Consider the following 18,289-nt stretch of genomic DNA (forward strand, 5'->3'; position numbering starts at 1 on the left):
GCGTGATGCTACCCTCTTTTTACGCTGTTTTCTTTTTCTGTTATTCGTGGTTGTTTTTTGCTTTTTCTAATAAATCTGCGAAAAAGTGGCGCAGCGAATAGAGCATGATCAAACTTGGAAGCACCATGAGTGCAGTCAATATAAAGAAGGTTGGCCAATCATTGAGGTAATCAACCAGCTCACCACTGAAGGAAGCTAAAGTGGTGCGGCCTAAATTCCCTAAAGAGGCAAGTAGAGCATATTGAGTCGCTGAAAACGCCTGTCCAGTTACTACAGTCAAAAAAGAAACGAAGGCTACGGTTGAAAAAGCAGCTGTAAAGTTGTCAACCATAAGAGTGGCAACAAATAACTGTTCATTCGGTCCCACATGAGCGATCCAAGCAAACATTAAATTACTTGATGCCATCGCGACTCCGCCAATCATCAGCCCACGAACAATACCAAACCTTACATTGACCATACTGCCAATTAGCGTAAACAACATGGTCAGTCCCCAACCCACTAACTTTGAGTAGTAGCCAATCTGTTCATTGGAAAAGCCCACCTCTTTGTAAAACGTAATCGACATTCTCCCTAAGAAAGCTTCACCTATTTTAAAGAGAAAAACAAAGAGTATTAAAGTGAGAGCGACTCTCACTCCATTACGTTTAAAGAAATCCAAGAAAGGTTCTACGGTCGTAACCGTTAGCCAGGCCAAAATGGGGTTTCCTAAAAGTCGGTTGTGACGGATCTCCGCTTCTGCTTGTAGGTTACTACGTTTGGTCTTAGGCTCCCCGACTAATAATGTGAACATCATGAGAACGACTACGATCCCAGCCATACCGTAGTAAACACCATTCCAACCGATAGAATCTGCATTAATAAAGGCAAGATAACCGGGTAGAGAGTAGCCTGTCCACCAACCAACTACTGCCATTGCAGAAGCTTGTGGCAGTTTTGATGCTTCAGATTTCGGGAAGGTATCGATACGAAATGCATCAATCGCGATGTCTTGAGTGGCTGAGGCAATGGCAATAGTGAGCGCTAACATTGAGGTAAACGCCAAATTCTCAGCAGGATTGACGCCAGCAATGAATAAGGTGCTAACTAAGACAATAGATTGGCAGAAAAATATCCAGCTACGTCGTTGCCCTAAAATCGCGTGTAGCACCGGTAATTTGACTCGGTCTACCAGAGGTGCCCACAAAAAGTTAATGGCGTATACGGCAAATACACTACCAAAGTAGCCAATAGCTGCACGGGTTAAACCTGCGTCTTTAAGCCAGCCAGACATGTTGGATCCAATAAGAACCCATGGGAAACCACTTGAGCAGCCGAGCATGAATACCCATAGTAAGCGCTTATCGAGATAGCTTCGGAAAGTTTGCATCCAAGAAAGAGAGGGGGTGCCTAATGACATAGGTCGTCCTTGTATAGAAAAACGCCCTCAAGAAATAAGGGCGTTGCTTTAGATTACTTAAGAAGGGTCACTTTCGTGATGACAATCGGATCAGCAGGGATATCTGCCATACGACCCATTCGTTTAGTTGGAATGGTCGCCATCTTTTGAATTACGTCAAAGCCTTCGGTTACTTTACCAAATACAGCGTAACCTGGGTTGCCGCCTTTCGCGTTTAGGAAATCGTTGTCTGCATAGTTAATGTAGAACTGACGAGTTGCAGAGTTTGGTGCGTTAGTACGAGCCATTGCGATGGTCGCTGTGTCATTTTTCAGACCATTGCTACCTTCATTTTTGATCGGAGCATACGTTGCTTGTTGCTGCATGTCTTTATTGAAGCCGCCACCTTGCGCCATAAAACCAGGAATAACACGGTGGAAGATAGTGCCTTCGTAACTACCGTCTGCTACGTATTTAAGAAAGTTCTCAGAACTAATTGGTGCTTGCTCTTGGTTTAGCTCGATTGTGAAGTTACCTAGCGTAGTTTCCACATTCACTTTAGGGCCAGCCCACACGCTCACGCTCACTAACATGAGTGCGATAGAAGATAGAATACGACCCATTAGAAACGTTCCTTCATGTAAGTTTGCAGTTCTTGGTCATTGGCGATCTCTTTCAGCACTAAGTCGATAACATCGTTAAGTACCATTGCGATATCGTCGTTTGATGCGCTTAATGCACCAGTGCGAGTTGCCGTACCATTGAATGTCTTGACCAGTTTGCCTTCTGGTGTTTCAGCCGTAACTTCAAGTGTTACTTTACCGTCCATTTGGTTTTCCATAATGGTGTGTTCTACGGTAACTAGCGCTTCTTGAATCTCTAAAACAACAGAGTTTTCGCTGTTTACGCTGGCACGAAAGCCTTGAGACTCAAATTGTTGTGCGATAGCGTTTTCTAGAGAAATGCGCATGTTTTGCTTAGCATGAATTGGCTGAATGTTAGCTCGGCCGCTATCAACAAGTGCAACATATTGCGCTGCGCGAACATCTTTACTGGTTAGTGTGTAGGTTTTGCCTTGCACTAGGTTGCTTGAGCTTAGTGAAGCTTCTGGCATTACATTGATCTGTTCTTGCTGAGGGGCTGAACATGCTGTCAAAGCCATGATAGAAGCAGCCAAAATCAGTTTTTTCATTCCTTTATCCTTTCTAAATTCACACCAGAAGCTCGGTATTTTAAATTCTTATAAAGCAGTCTACTGCCTATTTGTTAAAATTAGCAGGTTCTCTTGTTGCTTGTAATATCTCAAATTTTTGGTTTAGTTCAAGCGTTTCAACGTTCGCTTCACCAAATAATCTTGCTAGTTTGACATCGTATCCGAGGTGTCGGTTGCCAATAACAATTAATTTACCTCCATTGCTAAGAACATGCTTTGCATCACAGAACATTTGCCATGCAATGTGATCGGTAATCGCTTGTTGTTGATGGAATGGAGGGTTACACAAAACTAGGTATGTGCTGTTTTTCTTAAAACCGTCCAAACAGTTGTTAGCAATGAACTGGAAGTTGCCTTCTTCCCCAAGGTTATCTTTTACGTTTTGGCGCGCTGATTCTACGGCCATAAAGCTTTCATCGACACACGTAATACGAGCTTGCGGATTCAGTTGACCAGCTTTAACACTCAGTACACCGTTACCACAACCAAGATCGATGATATGACGTAACTCTGGATCTTGAGGGATATGCTCTAGCATATAGCGAGCGCCCTGATCGAGTGCCTCCCCTGAGTAAACATTTGGTAAATTTTTCAGACGGATATCTTCACCATCAACGTCCCACTCAACGAATGGTTCAACTTTGTGAATAGGCTGACAGTTTGGAGAGGAGAACACCAAACGGTGCTTTTTCTTCGCCAGTGATGTTTTGGTTTCACCTAAGTACTTTTCAAACAGATTCAGCGTTGACGTGTGAATCTCTTTTACCTTGTTGACACCAATCACTTGGCAACCTTCAGGCAAAGCTTGGCGCAATTGACTCAGTTGCCACACCAAATGGCGGTTGGTTTTTGGTAGCTGCATCAGTACCAGATCAATACCGTGAGGGATATCATCCATGGTGTTTAAAAAGTTGACGCGATTGCACTGATTACGCTGTAAGTTTTTCAGGCCGCCTCGATGAGAGATAAACGAGTCGCTCATCATGGTCACATCGTGATCTTTTGAGAACCAAGCGGATAGGGCACCAAAGCTGTCGTTTAAGATCAGGATGTGTTTGCCAGGTTCAAGGTTCATCTCTTCAACATGGTTAATAATGTATTCGTCGCCCGCATCCCAAGCTTGAAGCGTTTCATTTGAACGTTTAGGGAAACGATGTAAGGTCAAAGTTCTATCGTGAAGGGTAAGTTCAGTTTTCATTACTTGGGATACTTATGTGAGGAATAACAAAGATATTGTCTCAAATGCGGGCTGAACAAGATAGGAAAAACTCGATTAAACCTATGCTGTTCGTTATTAAATACTCAGACAGTAGCCTTGTTAGGGTTTATACTCACCCCACAGATAATGCCAACCCGTTATTAAGGAATCACAATGATCCAAGAAGTTATCGAAACAAAATTGCACAATGAGTTTTCACCAAGTCACTTGAATGTGGTTAATGAGAGCTATATGCACAATGTTCCGGCTGGTTCTGAGAGTCATTTTAAGGTGATTGTTGTGAGCGATGCGTTTGAAGGCTTGCGTCTTATTACTCGTCACCGAGCGGTAAATAAAGCACTTTCAGAAGAGCTAGCGAACAATATTCACGCTTTATCTATTCACACTTATACAAAAGATGAATGGTTGAAGCAGCTAGATAACGTGCCAGACAGCCCAATGTGTATGGGTGGGGGCAAGTAATAGATTTAATACATATAAAAAGAGGTGGCTATGCCGCCTTTTTTATCGCCCAAATCATCTGTTTTTTGCCGTTATATTACTCAAACTGATGGCAAATTAAACGTCTAAAAATACCTACAATGAGTAGTGTTTTTATTAACAGTGTTTCAACATAACTCATAAAATATTACTTTGTGACAGAGTGTTAACCTCTTGTTTAAAACACCTTTCAAAAGCCAATTTATCTGTGCGGCTCGTCAAATTTATACATATTTAAGAGTCCATATGCTTCAATTCTCACCAAATAAACGTGCTATTCAAGTTATTGGTCATGGCATCAAGATGCCAAAAAATGCTAGAATACGGCACCTGATAAATCTCACATGATTTGTGTGAGAATTTTATTAAGATAATGTTGCGATTTTGGTATCTCAAATTTACCAAAACCGGACACTGTAATGTCGTGTCTAAGGGCGATTTTAAAACGTCCTGAATTTACGCAATTAAAAGAATCTTTTTCCCGATAAAGTAGTGCAAGTGCGTATGATTACAATAAAGAAGGGTTTGGATCTTCCTATCGCAGGAACTCCATCCCAGGTGATTAATGATGGTAAGTCCATCACTAAAGTCGCCTTGCTTGGCGAAGAGTACGTTGGTATGCGTCCTACGATGCATGCTCGCGTTGGTGATGAAGTGAAGAAAGGCCAAGTTCTTTTTGCAGATAAAAAGAACCCAGGTGTTGTATTTACTTCTCCAGCAAGCGGTAAAGTTATTGAAGTGAACCGTGGTGCTAAGCGTGTTCTTCAATCTCTAGTGATTGAAGTAGCAGGCAATGAGCAAATCACGTTCAATAGCTATGAAGCTAACCAACTAGCAGGTCTTGACCGTAAAACGGTTAAAGCTCAGTTAGTTGAGTCTGGTTCATGGACCGCTTTGCGAACTCGTCCGTTCAGCAAGGTTCCAGCAATTGATTCTGAAACTCAGGCTATTTTCGTAACTGCTATGGATACTAATCCGCTAGCAGCTGAGCCAGAATTAATCATTAACGAGCAGTCTGATGCTTTCGTTGCTGGTTTAGATATTCTTTCAACTCTGACTAACGGTAAAGTGTACGTTTGTAAAAAAGGTACTAGCTTACCTCGTTCGGCTCAGTCTAACGTTGAAGAACATGTTTTTGATGGCCCACACCCTGCAGGTCTTGCAGGTACGCATATGCATTACCTATACCCGGTAAATGCAGAAAACGTAGCGTGGAGCATTAACTACCAAGATGTTATCGCATTCGGTAAGCTTTTCCTTACTGGTGAGCTTTACACTGATCGTGTTGTTTCTTTGGCTGGTCCAGTAGTTAACAACCCGCGTCTAGTTCGTACTCAAATTGGTGCTAGCCTTGAAGAGTTGACAGACAGCGAGCTAATGCCAGGCGAAGTTCGTGTGATTTCTGGTTCTGTACTAACTGGTACACAAGCAACTGGTCCACATGCTTACCTTGGTCGTTACCATCAGCAAGTTTCTGTTCTACGTGAAGGTCGTGATAAAGAGCTATTCGGCTGGGCTATGCCTGGTAAGAATAAGTTCTCTGTTACTCGTTCATTCCTTGGTCACCTGTTTAAAGGTCAGTTGTTCAACATGACAACGACTACAAACGGTAGTGATCGCTCAATGGTTCCAATCGGTAACTACGAGCGCGTAATGCCTCTAGATATGGAACCTACATTGCTGCTTCGTGATCTATGTGCAGGCGACGTTGATAGTGCACAAGCACTAGGTGCGCTAGAGCTAGATGAAGAAGATTTGGCATTGTGTACCTTTGTATGTCCAGGTAAGTACGAGTACGGTCAACTACTTCGTGAATGCCTAGATACGATTGAGAAGGAAGGGTAATTTTCATGGGCCTTAAAAAGTTTCTTGAAGACATCGAGCATCATTTTGAGCCAGGTGGTAAACACGAGAAGTGGTTCGCGCTTTACGAAGCAGCGGCTACAGTGTTCTACACGCCAGGTCTTATCACAAAGAAAAGCTCACACGTTCGTGATAGCGTTGACTTAAAACGTATCATGATCATGGTTTGGTTCGCGGTATTCCCAGCTATGTTCTGGGGTATGTACAACGCGGGTGGCCAAGCTATCGCTGCACTTAACCACATGTACGCAGGCGCTGAACTAGCATCTGTAATTGATGGTAACTGGCACTACTGGCTAACTCAAATGCTTGGCGCCTCCTTAGGAGCCGATGCAGGTGTTGGCAGTAAGATGCTACTTGGTGCGACTTACTTCCTACCTATCTACGCAACGGTATTTATCGTTGGTGGTTTCTGGGAAGTTCTGTTCTGTATGGTGCGTAAGCACGAAGTTAACGAAGGTTTCTTTGTAACTTCTATTCTTTTCGCGCTTATCGTTCCGCCAACACTTCCTCTATGGCAAGCAGCTTTAGGTATTACCTTCGGTGTTGTTGTTGCTAAAGAGATCTTTGGTGGTACAGGTCGTAACTTCCTAAACCCTGCGCTTGCTGGCCGTGCGTTCCTATTCTTTGCATACCCTGCACAGATTTCAGGTGACGTAGTTTGGACTGCAGCAGATGGTTTCTCTGGTGCAACTGCGCTTAGCCAATGGGCTCAAGGCGGCGGTAGCGCGCTAGTGAACACAGTATCTGGTGAAGCAATCACGTGGATGGATGCGTTCATTGGTAACATCCCAGGTTCTATCGGTGAAGTATCGACTCTAGCACTTATGATTGGTGCAGCGATGATCGTTTACATGCGTATCGCTTCATGGCGCATCATTGCTGGTGTAATGATCGGTATGATCGCTGTGTCTACGCTGTTTAACGTGATCGGTTCTGACACCAATGCAATGTTCAGCATGCCTTGGCACTGGCACCTAGTTCTAGGTGGCTTCGCATTTGGTATGTTCTTCATGGCAACAGACCCAGTATCAGCATCATTTACTAACAAAGCTAAATGGTGGTACGGCATCCTAATCGGCGCAATGTGTGTAATGATCCGTGTTGTTAACCCGGCATACCCAGAAGGCATGATGCTTGCGATTCTATTCGCAAACCTATTTGCTCCCCTGTTTGACCACGTTGTAATCGAGAAGAACATTAAGCGGAGACTAGCTCGCTATGGCAAGTAATAACGATAGCATTAAAAAGACGCTGTTTGTTGTTATCGCATTGAGCCTAGTGTGCTCAATCATCGTTTCAACAGCTGCAGTCGTTCTTAAACCAAAGCAACAAAATAACGCGGTTCTGGATCAGCAAACTAAGATCCTAGAAGTTGCGGGTGTTGACCTTGAAGGTGACATCCCAGCACTTTACGCAGAGAACATCGAACCTCGTCTAGTTGATTTCGCTACTGGTGATTTCGTTGACGGTGATGCTTCTGCATACGACCAACGTAAAGCGGCTAAAGATCCGGCTCAGTCAATCAAGCTTTCAGCTGAAGATGACATCGCTAAGATCCTTCGTCGTGCTAACACAGGTACTGTTTACCTAGTGAAAGACGGTGTTGAAACTACTAAAGTTATCATCCCTGTTCATGGTAACGGCCTATGGTCAATGATGTACGCATTCGTTGCGGTAGAAACTGATGGCAACACAGTTTCTGGTATCACTTACTACGAGCAAGGTGAAACTCCTGGACTTGGTGGTGAAGTTGAGAACCCAACTTGGCGTGCTCAATTCGTTGGTAAGAAATTATTCGACGAAAACCACAAGCCAGCTATCAAGGTAGTTAAAGGTGGTGCTCCTGAAGGTACTGAGCACGGTGTTGATGGCCTTTCTGGTGCAACACTGACCAGTGTTGGCGTTCAACATACATTTGACTTCTGGTTAGGTGATATGGGCTTTGGTCCGTTCCTAGCAAAAGTTCGTGACGGAGGTCTGAACTAATGTCTAGTGCAAAAGAAATTAAAAAGAGCATTTTAGCGCCAGTATTGGATAACAACCCAATCGCGTTACAGGTTCTTGGTGTGTGTTCTGCTCTTGCGGTAACCACTAAGCTAGAAACAGCATTTGTTATGACTATCGCGGTAATGTTTGTTACTGCTCTGTCTAACTTCTTCGTTTCTCTAATCCGTAACCACATTCCTAACAGTGTGCGTATCATCGTTCAGATGGCCATTATCGCATCATTGGTAATCGTGGTAGACCAAGTGCTAAAAGCATACTTGTATGATATCTCTAAGCAGTTATCTGTATTCGTCGGCCTAATCATCACTAACTGTATTGTTATGGGTCGCGCTGAAGCATTCGCAATGAAGTCTGCGCCAATCCCGTCTTTTATCGACGGTATTGGTAACGGTCTTGGTTACGGTTTCGTTCTTATCACTGTTGGTTTCTTCCGTGAGCTTCTAGGCTCTGGCAAACTATTTGGTATGGAAGTACTACCTCTAGTGAGCAACGGTGGTTGGTATCAGCCAAACGGCTTGATGCTTCTAGCACCTTCTGCATTCTTCCTAATTGGTTTCTTGATTTGGGCGATTCGTACGTTCAAGCCTGAGCAAGTAGAAGCGAAAGGGTAAGGTAGTCATGGAACATTATATTAGCCTACTAGTTAAATCGATTTTCATCGAAAACATGGCACTTTCTTTCTTCTTGGGTATGTGTACATTCCTAGCTGTATCTAAGAAAGTGAAAACGTCTTTTGGTCTTGGTGTTGCGGTAGTTGTAGTACTTACAATCGCTGTTCCTGTAAACAACCTTGTTTACACAAACATCCTGAAAGAAAACGCGCTTGTTGAAGGTGTCGATTTAAGTTTCCTTAACTTCATCGCATTTATCGGTGTTATCGCGGCACTTGTACAAATCCTAGAGATGGTTCTTGACCGTTTCTTCCCACCTTTGTACAACGCACTAGGTATCTTCCTTCCACTGATCACAGTTAACTGTGCAATCTTTGGTGGTGTATCTTTCATGGTAACTCGTGACTACAACTTTGCTGAATCTGTTGTTTACGGCTTCGGCTCTGGTGTGGGTTGGATGTTAGCTATCGTTGCTCTTGCGGGTATCCGTGAGAAGATGAAGTACTCTGACGTACCTCCAGGTCTGCGTGGCCTTGGTATCACGTTCATTACTGTTGGTCTGATGGCGTTAGGCTTTATGTCTTTCTCTGGTGTTCAACTGTAGGGTAAGCACCCAGTAATAAGGAATAACAAATGTTTAGTATTATTCTTGGCGTAGCGATGTTTACCATTATTGTACTGGCTTTAGTATTAGTGATTCTTTTCGCTAAATCTAAGCTTGTACCTACAGGTGACATCACAATCGCTGTAAACGATGATCCATCTCTAGCTATCACGACGCAGCCGGGCGGTAAATTGCTTGGTGCTCTAGCTGGCGCTGGCGTATTCGTATCTTCTGCTTGTGGTGGCGGTGGCTCTTGTGGTCAGTGTCGCGTAAAAATTAAGTCAGGCGGTGGCGACATCCTTCCAACTGAGCTTGACCACATTACTAAAGGTGAAGCGCGCGAAGGTGAGCGTCTTGCATGTCAAGTTGCAATGAAAACTGACATGGATATCGAACTTCCTGAAGAGATCTTCGGTGTGAAGAAATGGGAATGTGAAGTTATCTCTAACGATAACAAAGCAACCTTCATCAAAGAGCTTAAGCTGCAAATCCCTGATGGCGAATCAGTACCTTTCCGTGCTGGTGGTTACATCCAGATTGAAGCACCAGCTCACCACATCAAATACTCTGATTTCGATGTACCAGAAGAGTACCGCGAAGACTGGGACAAGTTTAACCTGTTCCGCTACGAGTCTAAGGTTGATGAAGATATCATCCGTGCATACTCAATGGCTAACTACCCAGAAGAACATGGTATTATTATGCTGAACGTGCGTATCGCTACGCCGCCGCCTAATAATCCAGATGTTGCACCTGGTCAAATGTCATCGTTCATCTGGTCTCTTAAAGAAGGCGACAAGTGTACTATCTCTGGTCCATTTGGTGAGTTCTTCGCTAAAGATACAGACAACGAAATGGTATTCGTTGGTGGTGGTGCGGGTATGGCTCCAATGCGCTCACACATCTTCGATCAGCTTAAGCGTCTTAACTCAACTCGTAAGATGTCTTTCTGGTACGGCGCACGTTCTAAGCGTGAGATGTTCTACGTAGAAGACTTCGACGGTCTACAAGCTGAAAACGATAACTTCGTTTGGCACTGTGCTCTGTCTGATCCAATGCCAGAAGATAATTGGGATGGTTACACTGGTTTCATCCACAACGTACTGTACGAAAACTACCTGAAGGATCACGAAGCTCCTGAAGATTGTGAGTACTACATGTGTGGTCCACCGATGATGAACGCTGCTGTTATCGGCATGCTGAAAGATCTTGGTGTAGAAGATGAAAACATCCTACTAGATGACTTCGGTGGTTAATCCACTTAAGTGATTGATATTATGGCTGACTCCTACGAGTCAGCCATTTGTTTTTCTAAGACAGCTTTTGACAATATACTGGCTTATATAAGAAAGAGTAAGGCATTCAAAATACCTATTTTTTACTCTTATTTTTCCTTATATAAATCCTCAACATTAGACAGGAGTAAGCAAGTGAGAATTTGGCTTGTTGCATTAACTTCTTTGATTTTTCTTGCGGGCTGTGAGCAGTCAAGAGAGCAAGTGCATTTGAGTGGTCCAACGATGGGCACGAGTTACAATATTAAATACATCAATGGTGATGAATTTCCTGAGTCTAATGAAGTTCATACTGAGATCGACCGTCTACTTGAAGAAGTAAATGACCAGATGTCGACATACCGTGAAGATTCAGAGTTGAGCCGCTTCAACCAATACAAAGGTGCTGACGCATTCGAAGTGTCCGAGCAAACAGCGACGGTCGTGAAAGAAGCGATTCGTTTGAACGGTCTTACTGAAGGAGCACTGGATGTAACAGTTGGTCCATTAGTTAACTTATGGGGCTTTGGTCCTGAAGCTCGCCCAGAAGTTGTGCCATCTGACGAAGAGCTGGCGGCTCGCAAGGCTAAGATTGGTATTCATCATCTTAGTGTTGAAGGCAACATGCTGAAGAAAGACCTGCCTAATTTGTATGTCGATCTATCAACCATTGCGAAAGGCTGGGGCGTTGATGTGGTCGCAGATTACCTAGATTCTATTGGCATCCATAACTATATGGTTGAAGTTGGCGGTGAAATTCGCCTGAAAGGTTTAAACCGTGAGAATGTAGGCTGGCGCATCGCAATCGAGAAACCAAGTGTTGATGAGCGTAATATCCAAGAGATCATCGAGCCGGGTGACATGGCTATCGCAACCTCTGGTGATTACCGTAACTATTTTGAACGTGATGGTGTTCGTTACTCACACATCATCAACCCAGAAACAGGAAAGCCTCTTCACCATAAAGTGGTTTCTGTAACAGTTTTAAACTCGTCTTCAATGACTGCAGACGGCTTATCTACAGGCCTTATGGTCTTAGGTGAAGAGAAAGGAATGGAAGTCGCAAACCAACATAACATCCCAGTGTTCATGGTGGTAAAAACAGCAGATGGCTTTAAAGAAGTTGCTTCTGAAGCATTTAAGCCATACTTAGGTAAATAAGGTAAGCGAGAAAATTATGAATACATTTCTGATTACATTTGGTGTTTTTCTAGCTGTGATTACAGCAATGTCGATTGGCTACATCATTCAAAAGAAAGTAGTTAAAGGTAGCTGTGGTGGCTTAGGTGCTGTTGGTATTGATAAAGTATGTAACTGCCCAGAACCGTGTGATGCGCGTAAAAAGCGTGAAGCTCGTGAAGCGTACCGCGAAGAGAAACTGGCTGAGCGTCAGCAAAAAGAAGCAGCTTGGAATAAAGATCGTATTGCTTAGTTTCTATGGACGATTAAATATTTATATTCCCCAAATAAAGATTAAGCTATTGAATAGTAAATTTATTTGGGGAGATCGTTTGTTAAAAATTCAATATTAAATAAATCTTTTTTAAGTTTATCTGTTGGAAATTAATCTATTTTTCGTTATCTAGTTGAAAATTGTTACGTGCGAAGATGACTTGGTTTTTACCTTGTTGTTTCGCGGTATAAAGTAACTTATCTGCTGCTTTGATCTGCTTATCTAAAGGGGCCTGAAGATCAGTCGCTCCAATACTTACGCTCACTTTGATTTTGTTTGAATTATGACAAATCTCATAGTCTTCAATAGCACTTCTCATTGATTCTAATGCTTCTACAAATTGTACGAATGGTCCACTTGTTAAAATACAAAACTCCTCGCCACCAAAACGAACGGTGAGATCGTTTGTAAAAAAATTCTTAATTATTCTTCCAACCTCAATCAATACAGCGTCACCTGCATCATGCCCATAAGTGTCATTTACGTTTTTAAAGAGATCAATATCCATCATTGCAATACTTCTTTTTGAGGGTATTGTAGGGAGTTGGCTGAACATGTAGCGGCGGTTCCATAGTCCTGTGAGAGGATCCTCGTTAGCATGGCGAAGTAGTTCATTAGTAGCCTCTTTCATATCAAGGATTTGGTGGATACGGCAGAAAAACTCTTCTTGATTGAAAGGTTTGTAAAGAAAGTCATTGGCACCAGCCTTGAGAAATCGAGCTGTTAAGGTGCGATCGTCACTTCCAGAAAGCCCGAGAATTGCGAGTTGGTTACGATCATGGTTCTTACGGATTTCGTGAGTCATTGAAATACCATCTTTGTTTGGCATATCATGATCAGTAACAATAAAAGTAATATCGTTATTTTTATTGAGAACCCTTAATGCGTGGGCACCATCTTCCGCTTCTATTGTTTGAATATATTGGTGTTCAAGGAGTTGAACGATATATCGCCGTACGACTGTAGAATCATCCACAACCAGAGCTTTGTGGTTTCGATTATTTGAAATCCGTTTAATTAATGGAAGTAAATAACTAACAGGGGAAAAGTTGTCTTTTAGGATGTAGTCTATAACCCCCTTTGCTAGAACAGCTTCCCTAAGTGTATTATTGAATATGCGTGTGAGTACAATAATCTTCTGTTGATAGCTGAGTACAACATCGATAATTTCGCCGTCTTGACCATCAGGTAAACAGTAATCCAAGACAGTGCATAAAAAGTTTGTTTCTCGTTCTAAAATAATTTTAGCTTCTGCGACAGATTGAGCAGTTTCAACATCGTAGCCTGCATTATTCAACTGTTGGTACAAGTAGTTTCTGAATGTTCGACTATCCTCTACTACCAGTATCTTTTCTTTCAAAATTGATTCCTACTTGTACACTATATTTATCATTAATAATAATATCAGAATACGGATAATTATTGAAAATTATCATGGTTAGTTGGGTTGGAGGCTATTTAAAATCGAGTAATCATTGAGTATACTGTTTTTATATACAGTTTCGAGGTTGAGTTACTGGTTGATGTGTAGTGCGGACCAAGAGAAAGTGAGAAAAATAATCCATGTCGATATGGACTGTTTTTACGCGGCTGTAGAAATGCGAGATAACCCGGCCTACCGTAACCGACCGTTAGCCGTTGGCGGACATGAAAAGCAGCGTGGTGTGCTCAGCACATGCAATTACGAAGCGCGTAAGTTTGGTGTTCGCTCGGCCATGCCGACAGCTAAAGCACTACAACTCTGCCCTAACTTGTTAGTTGTTCCGGGAAGAATGTCGGTTTATGTCGAGATATCTAAAAAGATCCGTGAGATTTTTTCTCGGTACACTTCGGTGATCGAGCCGTTGTCGTTGGATGAAGCATTTCTTGATGTGACCGACTCAAAGCAGTGTCATGGATCTGCAACTCTAATCGCTGAATCGATTCGTCGTGATATCTGGAATGAACTCAATCTAACAGCGTCTGCCGGTATTGCTCCGATAAAGTTTTTGGCGAAAGTGGCTTCGGATATGAATAAGCCCAACGGGCAATTTGTTATCCCTCCACAAGACGTGCAAGCGGTGATCGATGAGCTACCACTTGAAAAGATTCCCGGTGTTGGCAAGGTGAGCATTGAAAAGCTTCACCAAGCGGGCTTTTTTACCTGCAAGGATATAAAAGAGTCTGATTATCGCGATCTATTACTGAAATTTGGTCGCCAGGGCGCCTCGCTGTGGAAGCGCAGCCATGGTATCGATGAGCGAGAAGTCATTGTCGAGCGTGAGCGAAAGTCTGTTGGGGTTGAAAGAACCTTTACCCAAAACATATCGACTTACGCCGAGTGTTGGCAAGTGATAGAAGACAAGCTGTTCCCTGAACTTGAAACTCGATTGGAAAAGGCGAGCCCAAGCAAAGCGATCATCAAACAGGGTATTAAGCTCAAATTCGCTGATTTTCAGCAAACTACTATTGAGCACATTCATGCTTCTCTAGACCGTGAGCACTTCAAAGAGCTGTTAAGTGAAATACTCAAAAGGCAGCAAGGGCGAGAGATACGCTTACTGGGTTTGAGTGTGATGTTGCAGCCCAAAGACCAAATGCGTCAGCTGAGCTTTTTCTAAAGACAGAGATTGGCGAGTGCTTTTCATAAAAACCGACTTCGCTTTGCGTCCTCGTCGGTTTTTATCGTTTAGAGTTATCTTGGAAGCTGTTTTACGCGCGCTAAGGTGTCGGCGAAAGGTTGTTGCTCTAACTTTCCGTAGCCAGCCATTTTGCTTGCTTTAAGCTTGGTCGAAAGTGGTGTGGTGATTCCACAGAGAAAACGAGTGATGGCTTCGTCGGTAATCAGTTGCTGGCTTGCAGAAATAAACTCATGGATCCATGTCATGACAGTCTCATCATCGACTGATTCAACATCAACGCTTGGCAAGGTTGCTACTTGACCGCGGCATACGGAGCAGTGACCGCAGGCTGTTGGCGCTTCGTTATCTGCAAAGTAGCTTGCTAGGCGCGAGCTTAAACAGGTGTTAGCCTCGAAGAAGCTCAGCATTTGATTAAGACGATTTATCTCGCTGTTCTCTTTTGCTTTAAACAACTCGGTGAGTCGCTCAGACAACTGCATCATCTCTTCAGAAGTATTGTGGATTGCGTAAACATCGGTGATCTGTTTACTTTCGAGTTCAATCCAGCCCTGCTCATTAAAGTAATCGATAGCAGCAATTACCCGTTGACGGTCAGCTTGGAAGTGAGTCCAAAGTGCTTCGAAGTCGACCTGGCACCAAACTCTCGCTTGCGGTGAACATTGGAAGATCGCTTCAACAAAGTTACGACGTTCGCCTTGGAATTGCTCGGTTATCTGCTGCTTAGGGCGAATGAACTTAAATTTGTAATCCGCAAAGTAGCTGTACTTCGGCTCAATCACGCCTTCAATTTCAAGGTAAACCAGTAGTGTTTTAAGCGGCAGCTGACGAATGTTAGATTCACGCGAAAGTTGGTTAAGCATGATTTCCCATTGATTAGCGCCAGACGGCCCAATATTTTGGTTTTCGTAGATCTCTCTCAATACTGCTTGGATGGACATGTTGTCCGGTGTATCGCCAAACACGAAGTTCTCAAGCATGCTCAAGCCGTGTTTGTTAGCCAGTAAAATACACTCAGAAGCTTGTCCATCACGGCCAGCTCTTCCTATCTCTTGTGAGTAGTTCTCTATCGATTTTGGTAAGTCAAAATGAATCACTCGGCGGATATTTGATTTGTCTACGCCCATACCAAATGCAATTGTCGCCACAATACAGTGCACATCATCATTCATGAATTGCTGTTGAATGGCGTCTCTGTTTTCTGGTTTAAGACCGGCGTGATACGCCACAGCGTTAACCCCGGCATTACGGAGCTGTTGAGCAACCATTTCTGCCGTTTGCTGCAGGGTAACATAGACAATGGTGGGTGCTTGCGCCGCTTGGTTGACCACATTACACAAGCTTTCTAACTTGTTAGCTTGTTCGGATGGCTGAATAGATAGGTCGAGGTTTTGACGATAGAAGCCAGTGACCACAACACGATCTTTATCGATATCGAATTTCGACTTCATATCTTGAATAACAGATGTGGTAGCTGTCGCCGTGAGCAGCAGTACCTGTGGAATATTGAGCTGTTTTTGATATTGAGGCAGCTTGAGGTAGTCTGGTCTGAAGTTGTGGCCCCATTCCGAGATACAGTGCGCTTCGTCGACCACAAGTAACGAGATAGACACTTGGGAAATAAACTGGCGAAAGCGTTCGTTTTTCAGTCGCTCGACTGAGATCATCAGGATCTTTGTGTCTCCGTTGCGTACGGATTGCATTACTTGCTGGGTGGTTTGTCTGTCTTGGCTTGATTCGATTGCAGCCGCGCTGATGCCTTTGCTGTGTAGGAAAGCGAGTTGGTCTTTCATCAAAGCGAGCAGTGGCGATATCACTAAGGTTAGGTGGGGCAACTCTAAAGCAGGTAGCTGATAACAGAGTGATTTGCCCGAACCTGTCGGGAATATCGCAGCTGTCGAGTGACCAGATAGAACATTATCAATGACTTGCTTCTGTCCGTTTCTCAGTGAATCGAATCCGAATACTTGTTTTAGCTTCTGCTCAATCATTTGTGTTCTACCTGAATTAATAAGTGTTGTCTTGATGCTAAAGCGAGCACTGATTGATGATAGCGTCACTTGAGGTATCAAATCTCTTGCACCTGATTGTACCTAATTCTATTCTGTAGCTCCTATAGAAAAGCACCCCAATAGTATGAATAAGTCCGAGCTCCGCCAAATAATCCTAGAGCAACTTGAATCCCGATTACGTATCGCGCAGTCCGCTACACAGCGCGCCATTGATGCTGCGACTGATGAAGAGACGGTACCTGAACACAAGTACGATACGTTGGCGTTAGAAGCCTCGTACCTTGCTCACGGACAAGCGGTTAGGGTGCAAGAGTGCGAAGAGGATATTCAGTGTTACCGAAACCTAGTTTTACGTGACAGTGAGAAGGTAACAGTGAGTAGCTACGTTGTGGTGATTGACGAGCACGATCAATATAAGCATTTTTTCATGGGGCCAAGAGTCGGTGGGCTTTCTGTTACCTGGAACGGTAATGAGGTATCTATAGTGACGTCGAATGCGCCGTTTGGTCGGGCTCTTATGGGGAAAGAAGTCGGCGACGAGATTGAGTTTAGCGTCGCTGATAAACCGTTTTGTTATGAAGTGGTTTCTATTGGTTGAGCTCTGAGTGAATTGATATAAAACCTTGCCCTGACAAAGAAGCATAAACTCGGGGTATAGTAATCTGGCAGATTGATGAGAGGATGTTATGAAAAGCAATGTATTTATGAAAAACAGTGTATTAATTGCATCGTTAACAGCGGCGATCTCTGTTGTGAGCCTGCCAACATTTGCAGCTCAATGTCGAGTTGATTTGAAGAATGAGTTGCGAATCGATGACCAAAAAGTCGAAATTCATCAGGTAAATGGTGATACCGCCGTATTCGATGACAACAACGATCTCTATATCCATGGCGAGAAAGTTGAGCTTGATGCTGACCAACAAGCGGCGATTGAAAAATATCGCGAGAGTATGAGTGAGTACATACCGCGAGCTAAGCAGATGGCGAGCGAAAGTCTCGCATTAGCCAATGATGTGATTGACGATATTGCTGTCAGCTTGGACTCTCCAGAATCGTTTGATAACGTAAAAGAGTCGATGAAAACGTTTTTCGCAGATCTAGAAGCCCGTTACTACAAAGACGGTGAACTGGTTTTGCCTGCAGACAGCTTTGAGTCGATGGCCAATGGTTGGTCTGAAGATTTCGAAAAGGCTAAAGAGATCTTTAACCAAGAGTTTATCTCTAGTGCCTTTAATGCCATGTCAGAAAAGATGAAGCAAGAAGGTGGGCTCAACCTGACGGAATTGACAGACAGCATGGCTGAACTCAAGCTGAAAGTTGAAGAGCGAATGAAGCAGCACGCTAAACAGATGGAAGAAGAAAGTGCAGAGTTCTGTGATTCTCTTGATGAGATGGCAGAGCAAGAGCAAGAGCTGCATGAAATCATTCCGAATTTAAAAGATTATCAAGTATTCACGATTTAATTCGAGTCTAGTGATGAATAGTAAGAGCACCGATGGGTGCTCTTTTTGTTTGTATTGTTTGCCCAACGATCAGTATCCGATTTGATGATGG

18 protein-coding genes are annotated in these 18,289 nt (G+C 43.4%); 12 read left to right on the forward strand and 6 right to left on the reverse strand.

Annotation, left to right across the window (positions count from 1 at the left end; genetic code table 11):
* Nucleotides 1-40: 40 nt before the first annotated feature.
* The 4 genes from BTO10_RS09990 to BTO10_RS10005 form a co-directional block, all read right to left on the reverse strand.
* Nucleotides 41-1,399, reverse strand: a complete 1,359-nt coding sequence (locus BTO10_RS09990) for an AmpG family muropeptide MFS transporter (protein ID WP_105024443.1) — start codon at nucleotides 1,397-1,399, stop codon at nucleotides 41-43.
* Between the two features lie 53 nt (nucleotides 1,400-1,452).
* Nucleotides 1,453-2,001 (reverse strand): peptidylprolyl isomerase, encoded by a 549-nt coding sequence (locus BTO10_RS09995; RefSeq protein ID WP_105024444.1) that lies wholly within the window; start codon nucleotides 1,999-2,001, stop codon nucleotides 1,453-1,455.
* Nucleotides 2,001-2,570: a YajG family lipoprotein gene (locus BTO10_RS10000; protein ID WP_004737614.1), complete on the reverse strand. Its 570-nt coding sequence runs from the start codon at nucleotides 2,568-2,570 to the stop codon at nucleotides 2,001-2,003. Before BTO10_RS10000 ends, BTO10_RS09995 begins: the two co-directional genes overlap by 1 nt.
* Nucleotides 2,571-2,637: 67 nt before the next feature.
* The gene (locus BTO10_RS10005) at nucleotides 2,638-3,789 is read right to left on the reverse strand and encodes a methyltransferase (RefSeq protein ID WP_105024445.1); all 1,152 of its coding nucleotides are present in this window, start codon (nucleotides 3,787-3,789) and stop codon (nucleotides 2,638-2,640) included.
* A gap of 174 nt (nucleotides 3,790-3,963) precedes the next feature.
* On the opposite strand from BTO10_RS10005, the gene bolA reads away from it, so the two are divergent.
* From bolA to nqrM, 9 genes are all read left to right on the forward strand, one after another.
* Entirely contained in the window at nucleotides 3,964-4,272 is a 309-nt protein-coding gene (gene bolA / locus BTO10_RS10010) for a transcriptional regulator BolA (protein WP_105024446.1), read from the forward strand.
* A gap of 522 nt (nucleotides 4,273-4,794) precedes the next feature.
* A complete protein-coding gene (locus BTO10_RS10015) occupies nucleotides 4,795-6,135 on the forward strand; it encodes a Na(+)-translocating NADH-quinone reductase subunit A (RefSeq protein WP_105024447.1) in 1,341 nt (446 codons plus the stop codon).
* Nucleotides 6,136-6,140: 5 nt separating this feature from the next.
* Nucleotides 6,141-7,385 carry an NADH:ubiquinone reductase (Na(+)-transporting) subunit B gene (locus tag BTO10_RS10020; protein WP_004737618.1) on the forward strand — a complete coding sequence of 415 codons (1,245 nt, stop codon included), beginning with the start codon at nucleotides 6,141-6,143 and terminating at the stop codon, nucleotides 7,383-7,385.
* The gene (locus tag BTO10_RS10025) at nucleotides 7,375-8,142 is read left to right on the forward strand and encodes a Na(+)-translocating NADH-quinone reductase subunit C (RefSeq protein WP_004737619.1); all 768 of its coding nucleotides are present in this window, start codon (nucleotides 7,375-7,377) and stop codon (nucleotides 8,140-8,142) included. Before BTO10_RS10020 ends, BTO10_RS10025 begins: the two co-directional genes overlap by 11 nt.
* Complete coding sequence (locus tag BTO10_RS10030; RefSeq protein WP_004737620.1) at nucleotides 8,142-8,774, forward strand: NADH:ubiquinone reductase (Na(+)-transporting) subunit D; 633 nt, start codon at nucleotides 8,142-8,144, stop codon at nucleotides 8,772-8,774. Before BTO10_RS10025 ends, BTO10_RS10030 begins: the two co-directional genes overlap by 1 nt.
* Nucleotides 8,775-8,781: 7 nt before the next feature.
* Entirely contained in the window at nucleotides 8,782-9,378 is a 597-nt protein-coding gene (gene nqrE / locus BTO10_RS10035) for an NADH:ubiquinone reductase (Na(+)-transporting) subunit E (RefSeq protein WP_004737621.1), read from the forward strand.
* 29 nt (nucleotides 9,379-9,407) lie between these two features.
* Nucleotides 9,408-10,634: an NADH:ubiquinone reductase (Na(+)-transporting) subunit F gene (gene nqrF / locus BTO10_RS10040; protein WP_004737622.1), complete on the forward strand. Its 1,227-nt coding sequence runs from the start codon at nucleotides 9,408-9,410 to the stop codon at nucleotides 10,632-10,634.
* Nucleotides 10,635-10,808: 174 nt separating this feature from the next.
* Complete coding sequence (locus BTO10_RS10045; RefSeq protein ID WP_004737623.1) at nucleotides 10,809-11,813, forward strand: FAD:protein FMN transferase; 1,005 nt, start codon at nucleotides 10,809-10,811, stop codon at nucleotides 11,811-11,813.
* Nucleotides 11,814-11,829: 16 nt separating this feature from the next.
* Nucleotides 11,830-12,084 carry a (Na+)-NQR maturation NqrM gene (nqrM, locus tag BTO10_RS10050; protein ID WP_004737624.1) on the forward strand — a complete coding sequence of 85 codons (255 nt, stop codon included), beginning with the start codon at nucleotides 11,830-11,832 and terminating at the stop codon, nucleotides 12,082-12,084.
* Nucleotides 12,085-12,220: 136 nt separating this feature from the next.
* Here the strand turns inward: nqrM and BTO10_RS10055 are convergent, their stop codons facing one another.
* A complete protein-coding gene (locus BTO10_RS10055) occupies nucleotides 12,221-13,465 on the reverse strand; it encodes a diguanylate cyclase (RefSeq protein ID WP_004737625.1) in 1,245 nt (414 codons plus the stop codon).
* Nucleotides 13,466-13,628: 163 nt separating this feature from the next.
* On the opposite strand from BTO10_RS10055, the gene dinB reads away from it, so the two are divergent.
* Nucleotides 13,629-14,705, forward strand: a complete 1,077-nt coding sequence (gene dinB, locus BTO10_RS10060) for a DNA polymerase IV (RefSeq protein WP_105024448.1) — start codon at nucleotides 13,629-13,631, stop codon at nucleotides 14,703-14,705.
* Nucleotides 14,706-14,779: 74 nt separating this feature from the next.
* Here dinB and BTO10_RS10065 read toward each other — a convergent pair whose 3' ends face one another.
* Nucleotides 14,780-16,714, reverse strand: coding sequence for a RecQ family ATP-dependent DNA helicase (locus BTO10_RS10065; RefSeq protein ID WP_105024449.1), 1,935 nt, complete (start codon nucleotides 16,712-16,714; stop codon nucleotides 14,780-14,782).
* Nucleotides 16,715-16,859: 145 nt separating this feature from the next.
* On the opposite strand from BTO10_RS10065, the gene BTO10_RS10070 reads away from it, so the two are divergent.
* A complete protein-coding gene (locus BTO10_RS10070) occupies nucleotides 16,860-17,333 on the forward strand; it encodes a GreA/GreB family elongation factor (protein WP_105024450.1) in 474 nt (157 codons plus the stop codon).
* Between the two features lie 88 nt (nucleotides 17,334-17,421).
* Complete coding sequence (locus BTO10_RS10075) at nucleotides 17,422-18,198, forward strand: YggN family protein (protein ID WP_105024451.1); 777 nt, start codon at nucleotides 17,422-17,424, stop codon at nucleotides 18,196-18,198.
* The last annotated feature ends 91 nt before the right edge of the window (nucleotides 18,199-18,289 follow it).

Origin of the sequence: Vibrio chagasii (genome assembly GCF_002954585.1) — a bacterium.
Classification (GTDB): domain Bacteria; phylum Pseudomonadota; class Gammaproteobacteria; order Enterobacterales; family Vibrionaceae; genus Vibrio; species Vibrio chagasii_A.